The sequence below is a fragment of the Alcaligenes sp. AB3 genome (assembly GCF_031844565.1).
Taxonomy (GTDB): Bacteria; Pseudomonadota; Gammaproteobacteria; order Burkholderiales; family Burkholderiaceae_B; genus Alcaligenes; species Alcaligenes faecalis.
This window is the reverse complement of record NZ_JAUZVM010000013.1, coordinates 19,629-33,388: the sequence shown is the minus strand read 5'-3', so window position 1 is coordinate 33,388 and position 13,760 is coordinate 19,629. Positions and strand designations below refer to the sequence as shown.

Annotated in this window: 14 protein-coding genes; 7 read left to right on the top strand and 7 right to left on the bottom strand. The window is 55.6% G+C overall.

The window, feature by feature from the left end; genetic code table 11:
• Positions 1–54: 54 nt before the first annotated feature.
• Positions 55–1,131: a 4-hydroxyphenylpyruvate dioxygenase gene (gene hppD / locus Q9R35_RS17895; protein WP_045931875.1), complete on the bottom strand. Its 1,077-nt coding sequence runs from the start codon at positions 1,129–1,131 to the stop codon at positions 55–57.
• 529 nt (positions 1,132–1,660) lie between these two features.
• Positions 1,661–3,079, bottom strand: a complete 1,419-nt coding sequence (locus Q9R35_RS17890) for an aspartate ammonia-lyase (protein WP_311220211.1) — start codon at positions 3,077–3,079, stop codon at positions 1,661–1,663.
• An 841-nt stretch (positions 3,080–3,920) separates the two neighbouring features.
• On the opposite strand from Q9R35_RS17890, the gene Q9R35_RS17885 reads away from it, so the two are divergent.
• The 6 genes from Q9R35_RS17885 (at position 3,921) to Q9R35_RS17860 (ending at position 8,364) form a co-directional block, all read left to right on the top strand.
• A complete protein-coding gene (locus Q9R35_RS17885; RefSeq protein WP_052362993.1) occupies positions 3,921–4,478 on the top strand; it encodes a MarR family winged helix-turn-helix transcriptional regulator in 558 nt (185 codons plus the stop codon).
• A gap of 111 nt (positions 4,479–4,589) precedes the next feature.
• A complete protein-coding gene (locus Q9R35_RS17880) occupies positions 4,590–5,192 on the top strand; it encodes a DUF2946 family protein (RefSeq protein ID WP_252605411.1) in 603 nt (200 codons plus the stop codon).
• 20 nt (positions 5,193–5,212) lie between these two features.
• A complete protein-coding gene (locus tag Q9R35_RS17875) occupies positions 5,213–5,803 on the top strand; it encodes an NUDIX hydrolase (RefSeq protein WP_045931877.1) in 591 nt (196 codons plus the stop codon).
• 2 nt (positions 5,804–5,805) lie between these two features.
• On the top strand, positions 5,806–6,534 hold the full coding sequence (gene aat / locus Q9R35_RS17870) for a leucyl/phenylalanyl-tRNA--protein transferase (RefSeq protein ID WP_311220210.1): 729 nt from the start codon (positions 5,806–5,808) through the stop codon (positions 6,532–6,534).
• Between the two features lie 48 nt (positions 6,535–6,582).
• Positions 6,583–7,308: an arginyltransferase gene (locus tag Q9R35_RS17865; protein ID WP_026484750.1), complete on the top strand. Its 726-nt coding sequence runs from the start codon at positions 6,583–6,585 to the stop codon at positions 7,306–7,308.
• A gap of 21 nt (positions 7,309–7,329) precedes the next feature.
• Positions 7,330–8,364, top strand: a complete 1,035-nt coding sequence (locus Q9R35_RS17860; RefSeq protein ID WP_311220209.1) for a quinone-dependent dihydroorotate dehydrogenase — start codon at positions 7,330–7,332, stop codon at positions 8,362–8,364.
• 138 nt (positions 8,365–8,502) lie between these two features.
• On the opposite strand, the gene phaP is transcribed toward Q9R35_RS17860, so the two are convergent.
• From phaP to Q9R35_RS17840, 4 genes are all read right to left on the bottom strand, one after another.
• On the bottom strand, positions 8,503–9,102 hold the full coding sequence (gene phaP, locus Q9R35_RS17855; RefSeq protein WP_042487002.1) for a TIGR01841 family phasin: 600 nt from the start codon (positions 9,100–9,102) through the stop codon (positions 8,503–8,505).
• A gap of 243 nt (positions 9,103–9,345) precedes the next feature.
• Positions 9,346–10,095, bottom strand: coding sequence for an IclR family transcriptional regulator (locus Q9R35_RS17850; RefSeq protein ID WP_042486997.1), 750 nt, complete (start codon positions 10,093–10,095; stop codon positions 9,346–9,348).
• Positions 10,096–10,216: 121 nt separating this feature from the next.
• Positions 10,217–11,026, bottom strand: a complete 810-nt coding sequence (locus tag Q9R35_RS17845; protein ID WP_042486992.1) for a molybdopterin-binding protein — start codon at positions 11,024–11,026, stop codon at positions 10,217–10,219.
• On the bottom strand, positions 11,016–11,834 hold the full coding sequence (locus Q9R35_RS17840) for an EI24 domain-containing protein (RefSeq protein ID WP_042486990.1): 819 nt from the start codon (positions 11,832–11,834) through the stop codon (positions 11,016–11,018). The genes Q9R35_RS17845 and Q9R35_RS17840 overlap by 11 nt, the downstream gene beginning before the upstream one ends.
• A 73-nt stretch (positions 11,835–11,907) precedes the next feature.
• Between Q9R35_RS17840 and Q9R35_RS17835 the strand changes: the two genes are divergently transcribed.
• Complete coding sequence (locus Q9R35_RS17835; protein ID WP_042486987.1) at positions 11,908–12,297, top strand: thioredoxin family protein; 390 nt, start codon at positions 11,908–11,910, stop codon at positions 12,295–12,297.
• On the opposite strand, the gene Q9R35_RS17830 is transcribed toward Q9R35_RS17835, so the two are convergent.
• Positions 12,277–13,653 carry a DEAD/DEAH box helicase gene (locus Q9R35_RS17830; RefSeq protein ID WP_081251470.1) on the bottom strand — a complete coding sequence of 459 codons (1,377 nt, stop codon included), beginning with the start codon at positions 13,651–13,653 and terminating at the stop codon, positions 12,277–12,279. The two genes, Q9R35_RS17835 and Q9R35_RS17830, sit on opposite strands and share 21 nt — an antisense overlap.
• Between the last annotated feature and the right edge of the window lie 107 nt (positions 13,654–13,760).

Here is a 13,760-nt window from a genome sequence, read left to right as displayed (position 1 = left end):
CAAACAGTGGGGACAGATCAGCGCCAGTGCAGTGAGCACCGGCACAGAACCTTTTTACTCGGCCTGCAAGACACCACGGCGCAACTGATCGCGCTCGATGGATTCAAACAAGGCCTTGAAGTTGCCTTCACCAAAACCATCATCGCCCTTGCGCTGAATGAACTCGAAGAACACGGGGCCCATCAAGGTTTCAGAGAAAATCTGCAGCAAGAGACGGCGGTGGCCACCTTCCGATGTGCCATCGAGCAAAATGCCACGGTTTTGCAGTTCTGCAGTCGGTTCACCATGCGCCGGCAAGCGGCCTTCCAGCATCTCGTAATAGGTTTGTGGCGGCGCGGTCATAAAGCGCATGCCCATGGCTTTGAGCTTGTCCCAGGAGGCAATCAGATCGTCAGTCAGGAAGGCCACGTGCTGGATGCCTTCACCATTGAATTGCATCAGGAACTCTTCGATCTGGCCCGAACCCTTGGCGGATTCCTCGTTCAGAGGAATGCGGATCTTGCCATCGGGGGCGGTCATGGCTTTGGACGTCAGGCCGGTGTATTCGCCCTTGATGTCGAAGTAGCGAATCTCACGGAAGTTGAACAGGTGCTCATAGAACTGGGCCCAGTAGGCCATGCGACCGCGGTACACGTTGTGGGTCAGGTGATCGATCTCTTTCAAGCCTGCGCCCACGGGATGACGATCCACGCCGTCCAGGTAAACGAAGTCAATGTCGTAGATGGAGTTGCCTTCGCCAAAACGGTCGATCAGGTACAGAGGGGCGCCACCAATGCCTTTAATCGCAGGCAGGCGCAGCTCCATGGGGCCGGTAGGAATATCGACAGGCTGGGCACCCAGCTCCAGCGCGCGTTCGTAGGCTTTCTGCGCATCGCGCACGCGAAAGGCCATGCCGCAGGCCGAAGGGCCGTGCTCGGCGGCAAAGTAAGCGGCGTGGCTCTTGGGTTCTTCGTTCAGGATCAGGTTGATCTCGCCCTGGCGATACAGGGACACTTTCTTGGAGCGGTGTACCGCCACTTTGGTGAAACCCATCATCTCGAATACGGGTTCCAGCACGCCAGGCTGGGGAGCGGCAAATTCGATGAACTCAAAGCCCATCAGGCCCATTGGATTTTCAAACAAGTCAGTCATAGCAGACTCCAGTTGCAATCAGGTAATCAAAGACGGCGTAAAAACGCCTTGAAACTTGGGCTCAAGCCTTGCAGGGGGGCGCGCAGGATACCCCACGCACACTGCGTGCCAAGTGATCACCAAACAACAATTGAAATCCCAGAAACCTCACAGGCTCTGCTCCAGTGGGCGGGAAGCCGAAATGCGTTCCCATCGCCGACACTTATTATCAGGGAAACAGGCTTTTTTTAGATATAGAGCATTACCCTAGAGGCTTAAACCACCTGCTCTAGCGCGCCAGCAACTGGGGGACCGAAGAGACCAGCATGGCAATGCCGGACAGCCCCTGAACAAAACCCGCCACAATGGCGCCAAAAGCCACCGCCCAATAAACCGACTCCATCATCCCCTGCTGCTCCTTGCCTGAAGACAAGCGACAGTATCCCTCTTTACGAATCGAGCGGGCAGAAAAAAGCCTCCACAATGGAGGCTTCCCAAACTGTTACCGGCGTCGGCCAAGACTGGCCAATCAGGCCTGGTTCAGATTGGTTCAGGCTGGGTCAGCAGCACGCAGATCACGAGGTTGGATCAGCGATTCGGCACGCAACACTTCGTTCAGGGTCTCGGCGTCCATCAGGCCACGCTTGAGAACCACGTCACGAATATTGGTACCTGTCTGGAAGGCTTCGGCGGCAACCGAGGTAGCGGCTTTGTAACCGATGAACGGATTCAAGGCAGTCACCAGGGAAATGGAACGCTCGATATTGCTTTCCAGGCATTCACGGTTGGCAGTGATACCTACCACGCAGAACTGGGTCAGCGTGTCGCAAGCATTGCTCAACAGAGCCATGCTACGCAGCAGGGAGTGAATGATCACAGGTTCAAACGCGTTCAACTGCAATTGACCGGCTTCAGCAGCCATGGTCACGGTCATGTCGGCACCGATCACTTCAAAGGCAACCTGGTTGACCACTTCCGGGATCACGGGGTTGACCTTACCGGGCATGATGGACGAACCAGCTTGCACGGCGGGCAGACAAATTTCACCCATACCGGCACGAGGACCGCTAGAGAGCAGACGCAAGTCGTTGGACAACTTGGACAGCTTGACGGCAGCGCGCTTCAATACGCCCGACAGGTGCAGAAAACCACCGCAATCCTGAGTTGCTTCGATCAGGTCGGCAGACACACGCAGTTGAACACCGGACAGATCGGACAAGGCCGCGACAGCCAGCTCGGCATACTCGGGGTGAGCCGTAATGCCAGTCCCAATAGCCGTACCGCCCAGGTTCACGTCGCACATCAGTTTGCGCGATTCTTTCAGGCGCACGATGTCTTCGTTGATCATGGTGGCAAATGCATTGAACTCCTGACCCAGGGTCATGGGCACAGCATCTTGCAACTGAGTGCGGCCAATCTTCATGTACGAGGAGAACTCCTCGGACTTTTTCAGGAAGGCATCACGCAGACGTTCCATGGCGGCAAACAGCGGGTCCAGCGAACGGTAGGCCGCCAGGTGCAGAGCCGTTGGGTAAACGTCGTTGGTGCTTTGGGCCATGTTCACATCTTCATTGGGGTGAAGATATTGATACTCGCCGCGCTTGTGACCCATATGTTCCAAGGCCAGGTTACAAATAACCTCGTTGGCATTCATATTGGTCGAGGTACCTGCGCCGCCCTGAATCATGTCTACCACGAAATGCTCATGGCACTTGCCTGCTTGTACAGCCTGACAGGCGGCCACAATGGCGTCGTGCTTATCCTGCTCCAGCAAACCCAGTTTGAAATTGGCCTGAGCAGCTGCCTGCTTGACCAGCATCAGAGCATTAATCAGTTCCGGGTAAGTTGAAATAGGCGTACCGGTAATGTGGAAATTCTCCTTGGCACGCAAGGTATGAACACCATAATAGACTTCATCGGGGACTTGGCGGTCTCCCAGCAAATCATGTTCGATACGGAACTGACTCATAATTCCTTCGTTTCCTTAATAACGATAGCAAGACTTTTTTGATACGCCTCATACTCGATCCCGGACTACAAACGGAACAAAGCCCTGCCATTTCTTGCGAACTTGGCAGGGGCTCGGGGACATGCTGGCAAATACCGCTAATAAGCTTTGGATAATGCTTGTATCCAAACCCGGAAAGCAAAGGCCCGTAAAAAACGGGCCTCTATTGCAATCCACCAAGCGGGGTGAATGATCCAACCGCCTTTTTTGAAGGCATCGTCGAGCTCGGGAAGCGCTGAGAACATTGTAAACGCCGAGCGCTCGCATGCGTGTCGTTTTGCGGTTTTTCTTGAGTTGGGCCGCTCTGCTTTCCTGACTGACAGTTGAAAACTGACTTAATTTAGCGGTGTATCTCCGATATAGCTCGCCCATCCTGTCTGTAACAAGAGTCTGGCACTTTGTGCACGAGCGTTGCGCGCTTGCATCATTTTGATGCTGTTTCGCCATAAGACTCACAACACAAGATCAAAAATCACCCTGGAGATGCCCGGATTGGAAGTCCCGAAACCTTGCGACTTGAGAAAAAAAGGAAGGCGAAAGAGTATACACAGACATTAAGGCTATTCTCTAAACTCGCAGCCGCTTATACTGAAAAAAACCAGTCTTATTTTACTAAATGAAAATTCCTGATCAATAAAAGATGTTTAAATCAGTAAAAATGGAATTAAAAAATAAGATAAATTTCCACATTAAAAGCAGCGGCTCAGTAATAAAAGAAAGCAGGCCCGGTTTTATTGGGTTTTGTTGATTCTTTCTAAATAACTACTGCTCTTTGCCGCGCACTCCTTAACGGCACAGCACTATGAAATTACTCGATCTGAAATATCAAACTATCCTGAGCGAATCCCAGCGCCAGGCCCACCCTAAAACCGAGGATATCGAACTGTGTTTACGCGTTCTGTCGCTGGCCTCCAGCATTAATCGCGCTTCCAGCTCCGTTTTGAACGAGTTTGGCCTGTCCGAAGGCCGTCTGGTTCTGCTGTTTTTGCTTAGCCGCCAACCGTCTGGCCTGAGCCCCGCCTTGCTGGCAGAACAAGCGGGTGTCACCCGCGCCACCATCACCGGACTGCTCGACGGGCTGGAGCAGCAGCAATTGCTGGTGCGACAAAACAATACGTCGGACCGCCGCGTGCTCACTGTTAAACTCACCGAAGCCGGACAAGAGTTGTGCGAGCACCTGCTGCCCTATTACATCGAGTGGCTCTCGGGCGTATTTAGCCATGTGCCCCAAGATGTGCGCCAACGCTTGTCCAGTTTGTTATCCAAGGCCCTGCAAGGCGATAGCACCCCGGACATCAAAGTTGACAAGCCACTTTCGCACCCTCTGCCCACAACCCTGCAACGCAGTTATATGGCCTAAGACGCAAACCCGTCTTGCCCAAGGGGCGACCTTGCTGTCGACCCCACACCATCAAGGGTGGCACCGATACGGTTGCCACCCTTTGTTTTCGTCCTCGCAAGGCTGAAACTTATGGATACTGCTGTTATTGATGCCATGAAAAAATGGCCCAATGTACCCGCTGTCAGCGGGTACATCTCTTTGGATCAGGCTGGCCAGTGGCGTCATCACCCGGCTGGCGATGCCAACCAGCACCCTGAACAAGTAGGCGAGCGCATTGCCCACCAGGGTCTGCTCTCCTTTTTCAATCGCAATTATCAGGCGGATGAAAAAGGGCGCTGGTTTATCCAGAACGGTCCGCAGCGCGTCTATGTTCGTCTGGACGCCGCCCCATTGATTGTGTCTCTGGCTGAAGACCAGGCCCATTTGCAAGACCACACTGGCAGCCCTGTCCACGCTATCCTGGCCTGGTACCTCAGCGCTGAAGGCAAGCTCTATTTACGTACCTCGGCAGGCCCGGCCTTGTTGGCAGGTCGAGATATTCCGGCGCTGCTGGAACAACTACGCACAAAGCAGCATGGCCTGGACAGCCTGGATCTGGAGCAGCCCCAGCACAGCGAAGGCTGGTCCTTACCTGCCTACCCCAAGCCCTGTTCCCTGACAGTCTGGTCTTCCTGCGTGTCGCCCGCCGAGGAATTGGCGTATATTGTTTTGCCAGAGTCCGATCCTATTTGAACCGCCATCACAGAATCTGCATGACCCAGCCATCCGCCTCTTTCTATTTCCCCGCCCCACGCACGCAAAACTTCTGCAATCAATGCGGCAGCAAACTCACACGCCTGGTGCCCCCGGACGATAACCGCATGCGTGATGTCTGCGAAAGCTGCGGTGCAGTGCACTACCAGAACCCCCGCAATGTGGTCGGCATTGTGCCCATGTGGAAAGACGATCAGGTCCTGCTGTGCCGTCGCGCCATTGAGCCACGCTACAACACCTGGACATTGCCCGCCGGTTTCATGGAGCTGGGCGAGACCCTGGGACAAGGCGCCTTGCGTGAAATGGGCGAAGAAGCCGGTGCACAGGTCGAACCCGGCCCGCTCTTTACCGTTATCAGCGTGCCTTACGCCGAGCAAGTACATGTGTACTACCTGGCCAAGGTAACCAGTGATGTGCTGGACCCCGGCCCGGAATCCCTGGAAGCCCGCTTCTTCCACCTGAACGACATTCCATGGGACAACCTGGCGTTTCGCACGGTCAGCGCCACCCTGGAGCGCTACGTGGAGGATCACAAGGCGGGCCGCTTTCAGATTCACGAATTTGATATCGCCCCCCGCGACCACGACTGATCATGTCGCTTGTATGGGTCGCTCCTGATCAGGCCCTGCCCAGCCCTGAAAACGCCAGCCCAGAAGGGCTGGTGGCCGCCGGTCTGGATTTAAGCGTTCCACGTCTGTTAGAAGCCTACAGTCAGGGCATGTTTCCCTGGTACAGCCCTGGCGATCCGGTACTGTGGTGGTCGCCTGATCCGCGCATGGTGCTGGAAGTGGACAATTTCAAGATATCCCGCTCCTTGGGCAAGAAGCTGCGCCAGATTGCACGCCAGCAAGATCAGGACAAGGCCCGCCTTCGTGTCACCTGCGATCTGGCTTTCGAGCAAGTCATCGGCCAATGCGCCGCGCAGCGCAGCGCCACCGGCACCTGGATCAGCCCGGACATTCAACAGGTCTATACCGATCTGCATCGCACCGGCTACGCGCACAGCATAGAAACCTGGATGGACGGCAAGCTGGTCGGTGGCTTGTATGGGGTGAATCTGGGCCGCTTCTTCTTTGGCGAATCCATGTTTGCCTTGCAAACCGATGCCAGCAAGATCGCCCTGGCCCACCTGGTGGATTTTCTGAAATTCGCCGGGATACCATATATAGACTGCCAGCAAGAGACATCGCATCTGGCCAGTCTGGGCGCCAGCCCCATTCCCCGCGAGGACTTTATGGATGCCCTGGCCTGGGCCAAAGACCAGCCCAGCCCGGTCTGGCCACGCGGGGCTTTGCGGCTAGGCCCTCCCCCAGCTTGCTAGGCTGGCGCGAGCATCCCATAATGGCTCTATCACGCTTGGCAGAGTCGCATGAATTATCCCAAAGCACCCACCAGTCCTCAAACGCTGCAATTCTATTCCACGGCCAGCTACCGTTGCAGCTACCTGCCAGAGCAACAGGCACGCTCTCTGGTTGCCGCTCCTGCTCACCTGATTAACGATGCGGTGTACTCCAAACTGGTCCAGCAAGGCTTTCGACGCAGCGGCACCTTTACCTATCGCCCCTATTGCGACCAGTGCCGCGCTTGCCTGCCCTTGCGTTGCGACACTCTGCATTTTCAGCCCGACCGCGCCCAGCGCCGTGCAAAAAAACGTCACGGCAATCTGATCGTGCAAGATCTGCCCTTGCACTGGAACGCCGAGCACTACGAGCTGTATCGCCGCTACCAGGCCAGCCGCCATCCCGGTGCCGGCATGGACGAAGACGACCAGTCCCAGTACGCCCAGTTTCTGCTGGCCAGCCATGTCACCTCGCGCCTGCTGGAGTTTCGTGAACCCGACGGCACCTTGAAAATAGTGGCCGTCATCGACGTGCTGCAAGACGGACTTTCCGCCGTCTATACATTTTTTGATCCCGACGACACCGGCAGTCTGGGCACCTACGCCGTGCTTTGGCAACTGGACTATTGCCGTCAACAATCCCTGCCCTGGCTCTATTTAGGCTACTGGATCGAAGAAAGCCGTAAAATGGCCTACAAAACCCGCTTTCGCCCCTACCAGCTCCTGATGAAAGGTCGTTGGGAATGGCTGGCTTAACGTCCTCTTTTATCGATCCCCATGTCTGCCCTATTCAGCCTTTATCCTTTGGCTCGCCGGGTGCTGTTCAGTCTGGATGCTGAACACGCTCACGAACTGACTCTGAAATCCCTGCATTGCGCTCACCAAACCCCTCTTTTAGGTGGTTTGCTGAAAGACCTGCCCAGCAAACCTCTGGAACTAATGGGTCTGAAGCTGCGCAATCCTGTGGGTCTGGCCGCTGGCCTGGATAAAAATGGCGCACATATCGATGCCTTGGGCGCCCTGGGTTTTGGTTTTGTCGAAGTTGGCACCGTGACTCCAAAAGCGCAGCCCGGCAATCCCAAGCCACGCCTGTTCCGCCTGCCTGAAGCCAATAGCCTGATCAATCGCTTCGGCTTTAACAACCACGGCCTGGATACCTTTATTGAAAATGTGCGCAAAAGCCAGTTCCGCTCGCAAGGCGGCATTCTGGGCCTGAATATTGGCAAGAACGCGAGCACCCCTATTGAGCAGGCCGATCAGGACTATCTGACATGTCTGCGTGCGGTCTACCCTCACGCTGATTACGTCACTGTGAACATCTCCTCGCCCAACACGCAAAACCTGCGTGCGCTGCAGGCGCAGGACGAGCTGGCCCGCCTGCTGGGTGCCTTGCAAGCGCTGCGCACCGAGTTGGCAGACGAGCACAAACGCTACGTGCCTATCGTGGTGAAAATCGCGCCCGACCTGGATCAATCGCAAATTGATGCCATTGCGGACACCGTACCCTCGCAAGGTCTGGACGGCATTATTGCGACCAACACCACCTTGTCGCGCAATGCTGTTCAAGGATTGAAACATGGTCAGGAACAGGGTGGTTTGTCCGGCCCGCCAGTGCACGAACTGTCCTTGAACGTCATTCGTCGCCTGCGCGAGCAATTAGGGCCGGACTTCCCGATTATTGGTGTGGGCGGTATTGAGTCTGGTCGTCAGGCCCAGGAAAAAATCCAGGCCGGTGCTCAGGCAGTACAGCTGTATACCGGCTTGATTTATAAGGGCCCCGCCCTGATTTCCGAGTGCATTCGCGCTCTGTAAAACGCTTATTGCCCGCTTGAAGCGGGCAATCGCATTCCATCCTGAAGCAAGCTGACGGCTTGCACTGCAGACAAGAAAAAAGCCAGCTCAATGAGCTGGCTTTTCCTTTAGCGTCTGATCAAATCAGCAAGCCAATGATTACTTCTTGCTGGTAGCAGCAGTTGCGGCAGCGGCAGCGGCTTCCACTGTTTTGTTGCTGGCTTCAGTAACTTGGGCAGCGGCTTTCAAGCTGGCGTTAGTGGCAGCCTGGATGTTGCTTTCAGCAGCATCAGCGGCTTGGCGAGCTGCTTTAACAACGGTCTCGGCAGCGTTGGAAGCCGTGGCGAAGGAGGACTTCAGCAAAGCAACAGCGCTTTCGGTGCCGGTAGGAGCATTCTTGGCCAACTGGTCGATAGCGTCAGCAGCGTGCTGTTGACCTTGAGCCAGTTGAGCTTCAGCGATGCGCGACAGGTTCAGTTGCAGATCGGAGAAGATGTCGTACACGCTTTTGCCGTATTCCAGAGCCTGGGCAGCGTTAGGCTTGGCCACGCTTTGCGACAGGGCCACAACGTCTTGCACGTCTTTGGCGTTGATGGCTTGCTGGGATTGGCCAGCCGCTTGTTCCAGCGAGCTGCGCAGCAGATTCAGGTTCAGACCAACCAGCTTTTCAAAGCCTTGCAACAGTTGGCCTTGAGCAGCGAACAGGTTGTTCAAAGTAGCTTGTTGGGATTCCAGTACATTTTGTGGAATAGCACTCATGATGTTTTCCTTGGAGATACGTGGCCTGGGTCAAGCCAGCGTGAAATTAGTGTCAGTGTTACTAGACAAGGGTCTGCAGAAGGCCCGGCCCATTCGCAACTACGCAAGGCAAACCTTCTATGTTGCACCGCAACAATTCAACTTTAAGCGCTATCCAAAACAAAGTCAACGGGATTTGTTGCACTGCAACAAATCCCGCTTGAGCTTATTCTCAAAACCTGTAAACCGCGCAAAAACACAGACTTAGCGCTGCTTGTCGTATCCCAGAGTTTCGGAAATCTTGGCGGCCGTACTTAAGAGGACGGGAATCCAGTCATCGTGCAAACGCTCGGCGGGTGCGGACAGGGACAAGCCTGCCAGCAGCTTGCCGGTATCGTCGTACACACCGGCCGCAATACAGCGCACGCCCATCTCCAGTTCTTCGTTATCACGGGCATAACCCAGGCGACGAACTTGAGCCAATTCGCGCTCCAGCAACTCCAGCTGAGTAATACTGTTGCGGGTTGCACCAGCCAGACCAGTACGCATGACGTAGGCCCGAACCTGGCGCGGCTCCCAGGAAGCCAGAAACAGCTTGCCGGTCGAGGTCAAATGCAAAGGCGCATGACCACCAATGGCGCGTACCACCTGCATACCCGAGCTCTCGCTCCAGGAACGTTCTACATAGACAATTTCATCGCCCTGCTGCAAGGACAGATTCACCGTTTGGCCGGTGTACTTGTGCAGTTCGCGCATGGGAGCCAGGGAAGCCGCACGCACATTCAGGCGGCCTTTAACCAGAGAGCCCAGCTCCAGCAAACGCATGCCCAGTCGGTACAGTCCGCTGTCCACGCGCTCAACGTAACGCCCCACCACCAGATCATTCAAAATGCGGTGAGTCGTAGAGGTGTGCAGGCCAGTTGCAGCCGCCAGATTCTTCAATGCCACTGGCTCAGATTGCTTGGCCAGTTCGTCCAATAAAATCATGGCGCGTTCCAGAACCTGGATCGACATCTGACCACCATTGCTTGACGACGCGCTAGAAGGCGTAAAGGAATTTGTTGTCATTATTAGGAGAATTATGATGCAACGCAACAAATTCCATAATATGAAATGGCCGCGCGCTTGGCAAGCGCTATTTTAGCGCAGGGCTCAAGCTCCCGCCCAAGTCCAGCACTTGCTGGCGCAAATAAGCCAATGCTTCCGCAGCCGGTTCCGGCTCCCCTTTGACGCCCAGATCAATATGCGGCTGTCCGCCCGACTCTCCCACACTGGGCAAGCTAAACGCTTTCACGCCCGGCCAGTTCAGCTCTACATGTTCCATCGCTGGCGTAATGCGCGACTCTGGCAAGTTGAACGCCAGGAAGGAATGCTCCACCCGATGAGCCAGATGGTGCAGTGCCTGGTAACGCGTATCCAGTGTCCACTCCATCATGGGCCAGGCCATCACAGGAAAACCTGGCATGAACGTGTGATTGCGAATGAAGAAACCGGGAATCTTGTTGTAGCTGTTGGGCACAATTTCTGCGCCCTCCGGGAACATCCCCATCTGCAAGCGCTGCTGGTTCTCGGGCAAGGACATATCAGCACTGCCCACGCCGTTACGCTCATTTTCAGCACAGCGCTCAGTAATCAAGGCCGCAGCCTCGGGATGCAGCTTCAGTTCTACGCCCAAAGCCTTGGCTGCCGCCTGACGGGTTTGGTCATCCGGCGTGGCGCCAATCCCGCCACAGCAAAACACAATATCCGACGTTGCAAAACTGCGCTCCAAGGTAGCGGCAATCGTGTCCAGGTCGTCGGGGATAATCTGTGCGCCCCCCAGTTGCAAGCCTCTGGCCCCTAACAGCTCGATCAGTTTTGAAAAGTGTTTATCGTAACGACGCCCCGACAGGATTTCGTCGCCAATGATAATCAGACGAATAATGGCTTGATCCTTAGTTGTCATGGTCAATAAGCGCAGTAGAAGCCGCGGCTGCCTCTTGCTGACGCAGGCGACGGAGGTTTTCCAAAGAGAAGTGGGCAAATACCAGGGCCGAGAATACAGGCAAGACCAGCCAGGCCGGTGGAATCAGGTTCAACAGGGCAAAGATCAGGCCGATCAGCCAATACTGGCTATTCAAGCGGGACCACAGATACTTGCGCTCTTGCACATTGGCATGCTCGACCAGGGAGTCCACCCGCAACATGCGTGTCAGGGCAAACACCCACCACAACACGGGAAGAATCAGGGCAAAAGGAGGAAAAATCCATAAAGGCAGGGTGACCAGCCAGCCCACCACAAACAAGGTCCCCACCCACACGGCATTCCAGACGCTATACGCCGTCGCATTGTGGCCTTGCTTGATCACATCGGGATAGTCTTTCTGCTGCAAATGTCCCAGAACCAAGGGCATGACCAGCACGGCAGCAATAATCAGACCCAACACACCCGCCAGGGGCAACAGGATGCCCAAGGCCAGCAAGGGGGCCAAATACACTTTCAACGAGAACAGGCCCAGACCCACCAGCCATTGGTCCACGGACTCAAAAGCATTCCAACCGCCCAGCACCTCCAGCAACCAGTTCTGGATAGGTGTCCAAAGCAGCCAGCTCAGCAGAATCAGGCCCACAAACATGATCAGGAAAGGCATGACCAAGGCCACCAGCATGCGCGGCTGAAATTGCGACACCAAAGAGCGCTTGAAGGCGATGGAAATACTGGCCCATCCACCAGCAGGGCCCGATCGCGAGGGGGCAGACGAAGATACGGACATACAGCTCCTGCGAAGCAAAATCAATTACCCGAGTATCATAGACACAGTCGCTTCTTTTTGTCTGTATGAAATTATGGCCTTGTTCAACGCCCAACACGATCTGCCCGCTCTGGCGGCCCATTTGCAAGCCGAGCCCGACGCTATGCTGATTGCCTGCTTTTGCGCCGAATGGTGCAAAACCTGTCAGCAATATCAGCCTGCCTTTGAGGCTCTGGCCACACAGTTCCCTCAAGCCTGCCTGATCTGGATTGATATTGAAGAGCAGCCCGAGCTGCTGGGCGATGAAGATATCGAGGACTTCCCCACCTTATTGATCCAGAACGAAAATGGGACCGTTTTTTACGGTCCCATGCTGCCTCATATCGAACATCTGGAGCGTCTGGTGCACAGCATCTCAGAACGCAGCCCGGTACTTGATACCGGGCCAGGGGATTTGCGCGCCTTAGTAGCGGCCGCCGCCTAACAGGACACCCACCGAACGCTTGCGCGTTGTGCTGGAAGGAGTCGTCACCGCCGGCTTGGGAGCCGCAGCGGTGGATGGCTCGTAAGGCTTCAGGAAAAACTCGTCCACAGGTGGTGTGTTCGGCTGATACGAACGACGCTCACCACGCTCGTGGCGGTTGGAGCCAGAACGGGAAGACGAGGCTACAGATGGCAGTTCCAGCTTCAAGCGTGGCACCGCCGTACCAATCAGCTTTTCAATTTCCTGCAGCAAGTGTTCTTCATCAGGAGCCATCAAGGCAATGGCTTCACCCGAGGCACCGGCACGACCGGTACGACCAATACGGTGCACATAGTCTTCAGCGTTGTACGGCAGGTCCACGTTGATCACGCAAGGCATACCGGCCACGTCCAGACCACGGGCGGCCACATCGGTAGCGACCAGAACATCCACAGTACCGCTCTTGAAGGCGTCCAGCACTTTCATGCGCTCCAGCTGGCTTTTATTGCCGTGGATGGATTCCGCCTTGATGCCTTCACGTTCCAGATAGCGCGCCAGTTGACCGGCACCAATCTTGGTATTGGAAAAGACGATAGTCTGGGTCAGCTTCTTGGTCTTGATCAGATGCGCGACAGCACGACGCTTCTCGTCAGCTGACATGGGGTACACCACCTGGGTGACTGTCGATGCGGTAGCGTTGCGGGCTGCCACTTCAATCTCGACCGGATCATTCAGGAAGTTGCGGGCCAGCTTGCGAATCTCCTTGCTGAATGTCGCCGAGAACAGCAAGCCCTGGCGATTCTTGGGCAGCAAGGAAACAATACGGTCCAGATCGGGCAAGAAGCCCATATCCAGCATGCGGTCCGCTTCGTCCAGCACCAGAATGCTGACCTGGCTCAAGTTGATCGTGCGCTGATCAATGTGATCCAGCAGACGGCCTGGCGTGGCGATGACAATTTCAACACCGCGACGCAGGGCCTCTTTTTGCGGACCAATATCCACACCACCGAACACGACGGTCGAACGCAGCGGGACCGATTTGCTGTATAGCGCAATGCTCTCAGCCACCTGGTCGGCCAATTCGCGCGTTGGCGTCAACACCAAAGCCCGCACCGGGTGACGGGCGGGCGAGGCGCTGGTCGTGGCGTGTGCCATCAGACGATTCAGGATAGGCAAGGAAAAGGCTGCCGTCTTACCTGTACCCGTCTGGGCTGCCCCCATGACATCACGGCCGGCCAGCACCACGGGAATCGCCTCGGCCTGAATAGGCGTAGGCTTGGAATATCCCGCCTCGGTAACGGCGCTTAATATTCCAGGGTGCAGACCGAAATCAGCAAACGTAAGGTCATTGGGAGTCGAAGGAGTTTTATCTGTCATGTACGCAAAAAGTCGGCTTGCCACGAGTGGCAAGCATTTGTAACAATCCTATTTTAACTTATGCCCGCCTGCCTCAACAGCAGTCACGGGCGTGTAAGTACTCGCGT